The sequence below is a fragment of the Cupriavidus sp. UYPR2.512 genome, assembly GCF_000379565.1.
GTDB lineage: Bacteria > Pseudomonadota > Gammaproteobacteria > Burkholderiales > Burkholderiaceae > Cupriavidus.
Genome location: NZ_KB903184.1, coordinates 72,617 through 84,100 on the forward strand (window position 1 = coordinate 72,617; position 11,484 = coordinate 84,100).

Annotated in this window: 9 protein-coding genes; 7 read left to right on the forward strand and 2 right to left on the reverse strand. The window is 67.9% G+C overall.

All coding sequences use genetic code 11. From position 1 onward, the window contains the following. Positions 1–95: 95 nt before the first annotated feature. From A3A5_RS0133025 to A3A5_RS0133050, 5 genes are all read left to right on the forward strand, one after another. Positions 96–3,281: an efflux RND transporter permease subunit gene (locus A3A5_RS0133025; protein WP_018314722.1), complete on the forward strand. Its 3,186-nt coding sequence runs from the start codon at positions 96–98 to the stop codon at positions 3,279–3,281. Between the two features lie 11 nt (positions 3,282–3,292). Further along, positions 3,293–4,834 carry an efflux transporter outer membrane subunit gene (locus A3A5_RS0133030; RefSeq protein WP_035814219.1) on the forward strand — a complete coding sequence of 514 codons (1,542 nt, stop codon included), beginning with the start codon at positions 3,293–3,295 and terminating at the stop codon, positions 4,832–4,834. A gap of 105 nt (positions 4,835–4,939) precedes the next feature. Continuing rightward, complete coding sequence (locus A3A5_RS42480; protein ID WP_081624043.1) at positions 4,940–6,052, forward strand: YbhB/YbcL family Raf kinase inhibitor-like protein; 1,113 nt, start codon at positions 4,940–4,942, stop codon at positions 6,050–6,052. Between the two features lie 26 nt (positions 6,053–6,078). After that, on the forward strand, positions 6,079–6,510 hold the full coding sequence (locus A3A5_RS0133045) for a hypothetical protein (protein WP_026201378.1): 432 nt from the start codon (positions 6,079–6,081) through the stop codon (positions 6,508–6,510). Positions 6,511–6,602: 92 nt separating this feature from the next. Beyond that, positions 6,603–7,070, forward strand: coding sequence for a DUF2127 domain-containing protein (locus A3A5_RS0133050; RefSeq protein WP_018314726.1), 468 nt, complete (start codon positions 6,603–6,605; stop codon positions 7,068–7,070). Here A3A5_RS0133050 and A3A5_RS0133055 read toward each other — a convergent pair. Then, positions 7,022–8,743 (reverse strand): ExeM/NucH family extracellular endonuclease, encoded by a 1,722-nt coding sequence (locus tag A3A5_RS0133055; RefSeq protein ID WP_018314727.1) that lies wholly within the window; start codon positions 8,741–8,743, stop codon positions 7,022–7,024. The two genes, A3A5_RS0133050 and A3A5_RS0133055, sit on opposite strands and share 49 nt — an antisense overlap. A 244-nt stretch (positions 8,744–8,987) precedes the next feature. Here A3A5_RS0133055 and A3A5_RS0133060 point away from each other — a divergent pair, with 244 nt between their 5' ends. Both A3A5_RS0133060 and A3A5_RS0133065 read left to right on the forward strand, forming a co-directional pair. Continuing rightward, positions 8,988–9,278 (forward strand): antibiotic biosynthesis monooxygenase, encoded by a 291-nt coding sequence (locus A3A5_RS0133060; protein WP_018314729.1) that lies wholly within the window; start codon positions 8,988–8,990, stop codon positions 9,276–9,278. 9 nt (positions 9,279–9,287) lie between these two features. Then, positions 9,288–9,926, forward strand: a complete 639-nt coding sequence (locus tag A3A5_RS0133065; protein WP_026201380.1) for a phosphatidylcholine/phosphatidylserine synthase — start codon at positions 9,288–9,290, stop codon at positions 9,924–9,926. A 39-nt stretch (positions 9,927–9,965) separates the two neighbouring features. Here A3A5_RS0133065 and A3A5_RS0133070 read toward each other — a convergent pair whose 3' ends face one another. Continuing rightward, the gene (locus A3A5_RS0133070) at positions 9,966–11,459 is read right to left on the reverse strand and encodes an amidohydrolase family protein (protein ID WP_018314731.1); all 1,494 of its coding nucleotides are present in this window, start codon (positions 11,457–11,459) and stop codon (positions 9,966–9,968) included. Positions 11,460–11,484: the final 25 nt, after the last annotated feature.

Sequence of the window (11,484 nt, forward strand, 5' to 3'; positions counted from 1 at the left end):
AGAACCAGCGTCCGTAGTTTGTATCGATCCCCAAGCTGTTGATGGTGCCCGCCACAAGCAGGCCGCCAGGGGAGCGTTTTTTTGCAGAGACCAAGATGAATCTCTCTAAATTCTTTATCGACCGCCCCATCTTCGCGGGGGTGCTGTCGGTGCTGATCTTCCTGATTGGCGCCATCTCGATGTTCAAGCTGCCAATCTCGGAGTACCCGGAAGTGGTGCCGCCGTCGGTGGTGGTGCGTGCGCAGTTTCCGGGCGCCAACCCCAAGGTGATCGCCGAGACCGTGGCCACGCCGCTGGAAGAACAGATCAACGGCGTCGAGGACATGCTGTACATGAACTCGCAGGCCAATAGCGACGGGTCGCTCACGCTGACGGTGACCTTCAAGCTGGGCACCGACCCGGACAAGGCCCAGCAGCTCGTGCAGAACCGCGTGTCGCAGGCCGAGCCGCGCCTGCCTGAGGACGTGCGCCGCCTGGGCATCACCACCGTCAAGAGCTCGCCCGACCTGACCATGGTGGTCCACCTGGTCTCGCCGAACGATCGCTATGACATGACGTACCTGCGCAACTACGCGCTGATCAACGTGAAGGACCGCCTGGCGCGGATCCAGGGCGTGGGCCAGGTGCAGATGTTCGGCTCGGGCGACTACTCAATGCGTGTCTGGCTGAACCCGGAGAAGCTCGCCGAGCGCAATCTGTCGGCGTCCGACGTGGTCAAGGCCATTCGCGAGCAGAACGTGCAGGTGGCGGCCGGCGTGATCGGCCAGTCGCCTACACTGCCCGGCACCGACCTGCAACTGTCAGTAAACGCGCAAGGCCGCCTGCAGACCGTGGAAGAGTTTGGCGACGTTATTGTCAAGACCTCGCCTGACGGTGTGGTCACGTACCTGAAGGACATTGCGCGCATCGAACTTGGTGCGTCGGAATACGCGCTGCGTTCGCTGCTGGACAACAAGTCCGCGGTGGCCCTGCCGATCTTCCAGTCGCCGGGTTCGAACGCCATCCAGATCTCCAACGACGTGCGCAAGACCATGGCGGAGCTGAAGCAGAACATGCCGGAAGGCGTGGACTACAGCATCGTCTATGATCCCACGCAGTTCGTGCGCCACAGCATCGAAGCCGTGGTCCATACGCTGTTCGAAGCCATCGCGCTGGTGGTGCTGGTGGTGATCCTGTTCCTGCAGACCTGGCGCGCTTCCATCATCCCGCTGCTGGCGGTGCCGGTGTCGATCGTCGGTACCTTCGGGCTGATGCATGCGTTCGGCTTCTCGATCAACGCGCTGTCGCTGTTCGGGCTCGTGCTGGCCATCGGCATCGTGGTCGATGACGCCATCGTGGTGGTGGAAAACGTCGAGCGCAATATCGAAGAAGGGCTGACGCCGAAGGAAGCCACCTACAAGGCCATGCGCGAAGTCAGCGGCCCCATCATCGCCATCGCGCTGACGCTGATCGCCGTGTTCGTGCCGCTGGCGTTCATGACCGGCCTGACCGGCCAGTTCTACAAGCAGTTCGCGCTGACGATCTCGATCTCGACGATCATTTCCGCCTTCAACTCGCTGACACTGTCGCCGGCGCTGTCCGCGCTGCTGCTCAAGGGGCATGACGCGCCGAAGGACTGGCTTACGCGCGGCATGGACAAGGTGTTCGGCAAGTTCTTCGGACGCTTCAACCGCTTCTTCGGCCGCAGTTCCGAAAGCTATGGCCGCGGCGTGAAGGGCGTGATCCGCCGCAAGGGCTCCGTGTTCGGCGTGTATGCGGTAATGCTGCTGGCCACCTGGGGCATCTTCCAGATGGTGCCGAAGGGCTTTGTGCCCGCGCAGGACAAGCAGTACCTGGTGAGCTTCGCCAAGCTGCCGGACGGCGCCACGCTCGATCGTACCGAAGACGTGATCCGCCGCATGTCGGAGATCGCGCTCAAGCACCCGGGCGTGGAATCGGCCGTGGCCTTCCCGGGCCTGTCGATCAACGGCTTCACGAACAGCCCGAGCGCCGGCATCGTCTTTGTCACGCTGGACCCGTTCGACAAGCGCAAGGGCAAGGAGCTGTCGGGCAATGCGATTGCCGCGGACCTGAACAAGCAGTATGGGTCGATCCAGGATGCCTTCATCGCCGTGTTCCCGCCGCCGCCGGTGCAGGGCCTGGGGACGATTGGCGGTTTCAAGATGATGATCGAGGACCGCGCCGCGCTCGGCTACGACGCGCTGTTCGACGCCACCAACGCCTTCATGGGCAAGGCCCGCGCCACGCCTGAGCTGGCCGGCATCTTCAGCAACTACCAGGTGAACGTGCCCCAGCTCGACGTGCAGCTTGACCGTACCAAGGCCAAGCAGCTTGGCGTGCCGGTGACTGACGTGTTCGAAACGCTGCAGACCTATCTTGGCTCGGCCTACGTGAACGACTTCAACAAGTTCGGCCGCACGTACCAGGTCAAGGTGCAGGCGGACGCGCAGTTCCGCCAGCATGCCGAGGACATCCTGCAGCTCAAGGCGCGTAGCGCCAGCGGGGAGATGGTGCCGCTGTCGTCTCTGGTGAAGGTGAAGCAGGGCTTCGGCCCGGATAGCGTGAGCCGCTACAACGGCTTTACCGCTGCCGACATGAATGGAGGGCCGGGGCCCGGCTTCTCGTCGGGCCAGGCGCAGGCCGCTGCCGAGCGGATTGCTGCAGAGACCCTGCCCAAGGGCATCGGCTTCGAATGGACCGAGCTGACCTACCAGGACATCCTGGCCGGCAACGCGGGTGTGTGGATCTTCCCGCTGTGCGTACTGCTGGTGTTCCTGGTGCTGGCTGCCCAGTATGAAAGCCTGACCCTGCCGCTGGCGGTGATCCTGATCGTGCCGATGAGCCTGCTGGCGGCGATGACCGGGGTATGGCTCACGCGTGGCGACAACAACATCTTCACGCAGATCGGCTTCATCGTGCTGGTCGGGCTGTCAGCGAAGAACGCGATCCTGATCGTGGAGTTTGCGCGCGAGCTGGAGCATCACGGCCGCACCGTGGTGCAGGCCGCGATCGAAGCCAGCCGCCTGCGCCTGCGCCCGATCCTGATGACCTCGTTCGCTTTCATCATGGGCGTGGTGCCGCTGGTGATTTCCACCGGCGCCGGCTCCGAGATGCGCCATGCCATGGGCGTGGCCGTGTTCGCGGGCATGCTCGGCGTGACCTTCTTCGGGCTGTTCCTGACGCCGGTGTTCTATGTGGCGCTGCGCCTGCTGGCCACGCGCGGCCAGCGCCGCGCGGCCACGCAAGAGCAGGGCGCGCAACTGACTGCATCGGCTGAATAATGGTGATGAATATGAATGCCCCTGCATTTTCGGCAACAAATTGGCTGCATCAGCTGCCTAAGCTGGCGACGCTGGCCGCAGCGCTAGTCCTTGCGGGTTGCTCGCTGGCCCCGACTTACAAGGTGCCCGAGACGGCCACTGTGCCGGCCTTCAAGGAAGCCGAGGCCGCCCAGGCCGAAGGCGCGCAATGGAAGACCGCGACGCCGGCCGAAGGCCAGCATCGCGGCGACTGGTGGAAGATCTTCGGCGATGCCGAACTGGACCGCCTGATCGACGCGGCTGGCAGCTCCAACCAGGATCTGGCGATTGCCGCTGCCCGCCTGAAGCAGGCACGCGCCTTCACAGGCGCCACTGAGGCGGATCTGTACCCGCAGCTGAGCGTGGGGCTGGACCCGACCCGTTCGCAGCCGTCGGCGGCGTCGCAAGGCCTGCCTGACGGCACGCGGGTGTCGCCGCAGACGGTGCTGAAGGCGCGCGCCTTTGCCAGCTATGAGCTCGACCTGTTCGGCCGCGTCGCGTCCAGCGTCAACGCCGCCCGCGCCGAAGGCGAGGCCGCGGAGGACTTGTACCGGTCGGTGCAGCTGGCGCTGCAGGCCGACGTGGCGCAGGCGTACTTTGCGCTGCGCACGCTGGACAGCGAGCGCGACCTGCTCAACGCCACCATCAGGCTGCGCGAGGATGCGCTGTCGCTGCTGAAGAAGCGCTATGACGCCGGTGAAACCACCGACCTCGATCCCGCCCGTGCCGAAGCTGAACTCGGCACCGCGCGCGCGGACCTGGCCGGCATCGAGCGCCGCCGTGCCAACCAGGAGCACGCGCTGGCGGTACTGACCGGCGTGCCGCCGGCGGCATTCTCGCTGCCGGCGCGCCCGTTTGACGCCGCGCCGATCGCGATTCCCGCCGGGCTGCCGTCCGAGTTGCTGGAGCGCCGCCCCGACATTGCCGCGGCGGAACGGCAGATGGCCGCGGCCAACGCGCGCATCGGCGTGGCCAAGGCGGCGTTCTTCCCGCGCATCACGTTGACCGGGCTGTTCGGCTTTGAATCAGCGGACCTGTCTAACCTGTTCAAGTGGTCGTCGCGCACCTGGGCGCTGGGGCCGCTGATCGGCTCCACCATCGCACAGACCGTGTTCGATGGCGGCCGCAACAGCGCCAACCTCGCCGGTGCCCGTGCCGCGCACGAGGAGACCGTGGCCGGTTACCGGCAGACCGTGCTGGTGGCGTTCCGCGAGGTGGAAGACAGCCTGGCGGACGTGCGCTGGCTCAGCCAGCAGGCCGGCGCGCTGGACGGCGCACTTGGCGGCGCCCGGCGCGCGGCGCGGATCTCGCGCAGCCGCTATGACGCCGGCGCGGTCGATTACCTGACGGTGATCGATGCCGACCGCACCGTGCTGCAGTCGCAGCGCGAGGCCAACCAGGTGGCCGGCCTGCGGGCTGCCGCAACGGTGTCGCTGATCCGCCGGCTGGGCGGCGGCTGGGGCCCGCTGCCGGAAACGGTGGCGGCTGTGCCGGCGCCGGCGGCCGAGGGCGCGCCGGCCTCTCAGGCCCGCTAAGCCCGGGCGGGACTGGCGCGATGCTTCCCAGTCACTACACTGGAAGCATCGCGCCATGCGTACGGGATGCACGGGTGCGCCCCGGATGCGTCCTGTCCCGCCGCCATGCTTGTTCGACACAGGAAACCGTTCTGGGGACTGATCTTCGCCGCGCTCACCGTGGGCATGCTGCTGGCGCCGCTGCCCTGGTCCGACCGCACCGCCATCCATGACGAGGTGGTGATCGCGCGCCCGCCGGCTCAGGTCTTCGACTACATCTCCACGCCGCAGCATTGGCCCAAATGGCATCCTGCCTCGCTTGGGGTGGCGGGAGCGACCGACCATCCGCTGGGGCAGGGCGAGCGCGTGACCGAGACTTTCATGGTCGCGCAGCGCGGTGGCACGGTGGTCTGGACCGTCATCGAAAGCCAGCGGCCGCGCACGTGGTCGATCGAAGGCGTGGCCGAGGGGCGCAGGGTCGCCACCATCACCTACCGGCTTACGCCCGCCATGACGCCATCGCTGACCCCGACGGCCGAACGCACGCGCATTGAGCGGGAATTCCGCTACCGGTCGCCTACGCTGCTCTTTGCGCTGATCAACCGCCTGATGCTGCGCGAGCGCGTCCGGGCCGAGTCCACCGAAGCCGTGCGCCGGCTCAAGGCGATGCTGGAGGCGCCCGCTGCCGCCATCGCCTTGCGCGGGGCACCGAATCCGCCTAAGTTGGAGCCATCCCTCAGTGCATCCAGCGAGGCCCGTATGCCGTTCCAGCTGCAATCGACCGCATTCGCCCCGGGTGGCGAGATCCCCGCAGAGCACACCTGCGAAGGCGCCGATATTTCCCCGCCGCTTGCCTGGACCGGCCTGCCGCCCGGCACGGCCAGCCTGGCGCTGATCGCCGACGATCCCGATGCGCCCGACCCCGCCGCGCCGAAAATGACCTGGGTACACTGGCTGCTCTACAACCTGCCGGCCCACGCCGAAGCGCTGCCCGCCGATATCGCGACGGCCGGGCTGCCCGCCGGCACGCGCGACGGGCTCAACGACTGGCACCGCACCGGCTATGGCGGCCCGTGCCCGCCGATCGGCCGGCACCGCTATTTCTTCAAGCTGTATGCGCTGGACGTGGCGTTGCAGGACCTGGGGATGCCTGACAAGGCGGCGCTGGAGCGGGCGATGCGAGGCCATATCCTGGCCACCGCAGAGTTGATCGGCACTTACCAGAAGCTGCAGCGCTAGGACGCGGTGCGGCCGGAGGCTAGATCATGTCGCACCGAATGCTTCGCCTCGATGCCCGTGGGCCGTGGTGGCGGCTGGCGGCGGCCGGGGCGCTGGCACTGCTGGCTGTGGCCGGCCCGCTGCGCGCCCAGCCACATGAATCCGGCCCGATCACCATCGGCGGTTCGGCGCAGGTGCAGGGGCCGCTGACCGTGCACGGCAAGCTGGTTGTCGCCGGACACGTCTATGCCAGCGGCCCGCTCACCGCGGCGTACTTCACCGGACCCGCCAGCGCGCGGGGGCTGCCGTACGGCGGCGGCTATCTCAAGGTCTTCAACGGCCCGGTGACGGTGCATGGCGACATGGTGGTCAAGGGCGACCTGAGCGTGGCCGGCCCGCTGACCGTGGACGGCCCCATTGCCGCCAGCGGCGGCATCGATGCCGACGGGCCGATGCGCGAGCGCGAATACGGGTGGTGAAAGCGCGCACCGGCGCCATGCACGCCGCGGCATTGCCCGCCAGTGTTGCACAATACCGGCTTTGCAATTCTTGCATCGACCGGAGACACCGCATGGCAAAGCAGGGCGCACTGGGCCTGAGGGGCATCGCATTGTTCGAGGCCGCCAAGGGCTTGCTGGTGATCGTGGCGGGCCTGGGCCTGGCGGCACTGCTGCACCGCGACGCCCAGGCGCTGGCGGAAGCCATCATCCAGCGCCTGCACGTCAATCCGGCCAGCCGCTATCCCACCATCTTCCAGTCCTTGCTTGCGCATCCCGACAACGCCCGCCTGTGGGCCATCGGCGGCTCTGCCGCGGTCTATGCGCTGATGCGCTTTGCCGAAGCGTACGGGCTCTGGCGCGGGCTTGTATGGGGCAACTGGATCGGGGTGTGGTCAGGCGGCATCTACATTCCGCTGGAACTGTATGAGGCCCTGGTCCACCCCAGCTGGCTGCATGGCACGCTGGCGGCAGCCAACCTGCTGGTGGTGCTTTACCTGGCGCGGGGGCTGCTGGCGAAGTCGACCACCAAGGGGTCGTGATCTGACGAACGGTAAGGGCCGGGGGCGTAGTGGCCCGGCACCGCAGGCGCACCCGGCGCCGGGGCGTAGGAGAAGGCCGGGGGCTCGTCGGCATTGATATGCCAGGCGTGCACGGCCACCACATGCCGGGCCGCGACGGCATCGGCAAGCACATGATCGAGATAGCCGGCCTGGCCGTTATAGACGTAGCTGTAGGCCGGCTTCCCGGCGAATTCCGCAACCATGTCGGCATAGCCGCGGCGCGCCAGCACGCGCACGGGGTCTTCCATCGCATAGCTGTTCAGGTCGCCGATCACCAGTACGCCCGCGCCGGACACGCCCGTTGGCGTTGCGCCCAGCCATTCGGCCAGCGCCTGGGCTGCCTGCACGCGCGCGGGATTCCAGCAACCCTGGCCATCGCCCTGGTCGGCCTGCGCGCCGGTGGCTTCGGTGCACGTCTTGGATTTGAAGTGATTGACCACGACCGTGACCGGCGTGCCGCCAGCCGTCGCGCGGAAGGTGCCGGCCAGCGGCTGGCGGCTGCGCTCGCCCAGCCATGTGGTGGCCGCGCGCCCGGCAGGCACGGCGGTGCGGGCGTTGTACAGCAGCCCGACCGCAATGGCATCACCGCCAAGCGCCGGCGTGCCGGGGTCGAGCACGCGCCAGTCCGGCCCGAGCCGCGCGGCCAGCTGGCGGATCGCGCTGTACTGGCCGTAGCCGTCGTTCTCTACCTCCATCACGCCGATCACGTCGGCGTCCAGCCCGCGCAGCGCGGCAACCAGCTTGGCCTCCTGGCGCGCCAGTGCTTCGGCGTTCTGAGCGCCGCGATTGCCAGGCGCCTCGAAACCGCCGCCCTGGCCGTCGCCGTTGAAGTAGTTCTGCAGGTTGAAGGCGGCCACGCGCAGCGTGGTGGCCGGATGTCGTGGCGGCGCGCCGCGCCGCGGGTTGGTGGCCTGGAACACTGGCGCACTGGCACCGGGCACCGGCTGCAGGCGCCACTGCCCGTGGCGTTTTTCCAGCACCCCCTGGACGCCGCTGACCGTGTCCCCGGCACGCACTGGATGGTCCGCGCCCAGCCGCGGTGGCGGGTAGGGCACCACGGCGGGATACTGGCGCGTCGAGCCATCGTCAAGCAATAGCCGGTTGCGGGCGTTGGCGGCAGCGGCTTGCTGCGCGGCAGTGCCCGGCAGTGCCTGTTGCGTCGGGGCGATGGGCCGGCCGTCGCTCAGCGCCAGCGTGCCATAGCGATCAAGTTCATGGGTGTCGGCAACCGTCAGCGTCTGCGGCAGGCGCACCAGCATGCCTTCTCGTGCGGCAAGATCGGATTCGCCGGCGACCGGCAGGGTCAGCGCTTGCGGAGTTACCGGCATGCCGCGCGCGCAGACCGCCAGCGCGCCAGACAGCACCAGCTGCATTTGCCCGAATTTTTCCTCGACGCTTCCGGACATGCGCACCAGCTCGCCGGCGCGTGCCGTCGTGCGTGGCGCGTAGACGAACAGGCCTTCGGACACGCCAGGCCGGTGCAGGCGCTGCGCGTCCGCGGTCTGCAGGAAGAAGCCGCGCAGGCCGCCGTCGCCGCTGAAGTCAGCGGTGACGATGGCCTCTACCTCCACCACGCGGCCAGCGAGCGGCGATGCCGCCGCGGCACCCTGGATCTCGGCGATCGGTGTCGCGGGCGCGCCGCATGGCTGCAATGCAGCATGCGCGCCTGGCAGGGCGCCAGCCAGGCAGGCAAGGGCGAGGGCGGGCAACCCGGCCCGGGCTGGGTGGCGCTTACGCAGGGGCAATCGCATGGCGATATCGGCAAGTAGTGGCAGGGTGGACGATGCTAACCCCGGCGTGTAACGGAATGCTTGCAGAAGGCATGTGGTGCCGCGATCGTGCTAAGGTAGTGGAGACCCGCCGGCGCGCCGGCATTCACTTCATCGCTAAAACATCATGATCAAGGAAATCGCACAACTCACCATCAAGCCCGGCATGGACAAGCAGCTGGAGCAGGGCGTGAGCCAGGCCACGCCGCTGTTCCTGCGCTCGCGCGGCTGCCACGGCGTGCAGCTGTTCCGCTCGATCGAACAGCCGGACCATTACACGCTGGTGGTGGAATGGGAGACGGTGGAAGACCATATGGTCCATTTCCGCGAGTCGCCCGAGTTCCAGCAATGGCGCGCCCTGGTCGGCGACACCTTTGCCGCGCCGCCGAACGTCCATCACGTGGCCAAGGTCCTGTAAGCGCGCACCATGAGCACCCGGCCGCAACGTCCCCGCCATTTCTCGATGCTGCGCGAGCTGCAGCTGGCCGATGTCTTTACGCTGGGCAATGCGGCCTGCGGCATGGGGTCGGTGTTCTTCGCCATGTTCTACGTGGCCGACCAGCAGCTGTCGCATTTCTTCACGGCGGCGGCGCTGGCGCCGCTGGCCTTTATCTTCGACGTGCTCGACGGCCGCATCGCGCGCTGGCGCCATGCGCATTCCGCGCTGGGGCGCGAGCTGGATTCGCTGGCCGACGTGATCTCGTTCGGCGTCGGGCCGGCCACGCTGGCCTTTGCCGCCGGCATGCGCGGCGGCTGGGACCTGGCCGTGCTGATCTACTTTGTCTGCTGCGGCGTCAGCCGGCTGGCGCGCTTCAACGTCACCGCCGAATCGCTGGCCGAGGGCAGCGACAGCGGCAAGGTGGCCTACTTCGAAGGCACGCCGATCCCGACCAGCGTGCTGCTGACCGCGGTGCTGGCATGGTGCGCGTGGCAAGGCCAGTTGGGCGGCGAACTGCCGGGCGGCGCGTGGGCGCTGGGCCCGGCGGTGCTGCATCCGCTGGTACTGCTGTTCGCGCTGTCGGGCACGCTGATGGTCAGCAAGACGCTGCGCATTCCCAAGTTCTGATCGGCCGGAGGCTTCGTTTCTGGCTCCAGGCCGCGGGCCTCAGGTAGGCGCCGGGTTTCCCGCCTCAGGTCCTGCTGGCCGCGTGATGACCTGCCCGTTGCGCGCCCCGCTGTGCGCGCCATGCTGCCAGGTAATGGCGCCGTTGACGATCACGGTGTCGATGCCTTCGGCCGCCCGGGTGGGGGTCTCGTAACTGGCGGCATCGCGCACGTTGGCCGCATCGAAGACGACGAGATCGGCATGGTTGCCCACGGCGAGCGTGCCGCGCCGGTGCAGGCCGAAATTGCGCGCCGTCAGCCCGGTCATTTTCCAGACCGCCGTCTCCAGCGGGAACAGGCCGACCTCGCGGCAGTAGTGCCCCAGTATGCGCGGGAAGGTGCCCCACAGGCGCGGATGGGGGCTGGCGCCGACGGGGATGCCGTCGGAGCCGATCATGGTTTCGTCAAAGGCAAGGATGCGCTGGACGTCGTCCTCGTCCATCTGGAAGTAGATTGCGGTGCCCGGTTGCAGGCGGCGCGCGGCTTCGTCCTTGGGCACGCCCCATTCCCTGGCGATGTCGTCGAGATCGCGGCCCGCGCATTCGGGATGCGGCTCGCTGGCGGCGATCAGCACCCGGCCGTCGAGCATGCCGCGGTCGGTGCGGATCATGGTGGAGCCGGCCGTGTACGGGTAGCAGTCGAGCGATACGCACTGGTGCTTCATGGCCTCGCGGATATAGGGCAAGGTCACCTGGCTCTTGCCAAAGTTGGCCTGCCTCTGCACCTTGTGGTGCGACACCACCACCGGCACGTCGAGCTCGCGGCCGATGCGGAAGGTCTCGTCGAGCGAGGCCATGACCTGGTCGGACTCGTCGCGCATATGCGTGACATAGAGCGCCTTGCGGACACTGAGCGGCCGGCAGACTTCGATGATCTCCTCGGTCGTTGCCATGGCGGCGGGCGGGTAGAAAGTGCCGGTCGACAGGCCGATCGCGCCGGCTCGCATGGCCTCCTCTACCAGCGCCTGCATGGCGGCGATCTCAGCGGCATCTGCTGGCCGGTCCAGTGCCGCCATGGTGACCGCGCGCAAGGTCGAATGCCCGACCATGGCGGCCACGTTGACCGAGCTCGGCGTGGCGCGCAGCGCGTCGAGGTAGGCCGCGAAGGTGGTGAAGCGGCCTTCGGCCGGCGTGCCGATCAGGCTCAGCGGCATCGGCAGGTCCATGCCGGCACGCAGCGGTGCGGCGCTGATGCCGCAGTTGCCGGCGATCACGGTGGTGACGCCCTGTGACACCTTGAACGGCATGGTGGGTTGCGACAGCACCGCCTGGTCATCATGCGTGTGCGCGTCGATGAAGCCAGGGGCGACGATCAGGCCGGTTGCGTCCAGCACGCGGTCGGCGGTGTGCCCGGCAAGGTCGCCGAGCGCCGCGATGCAGCCGTCGCGCACGCCGATATCGGCGCTGAAGCGGGGTGCCTTGCTGCCGTCGATCACGGTACCGCCGGCAATCAGCAGGTCATAGTGCGTGGCGTGTGCAGGGGTGGGGTCGGACATGGGATTCCTTTCCTGGACTGGAGCG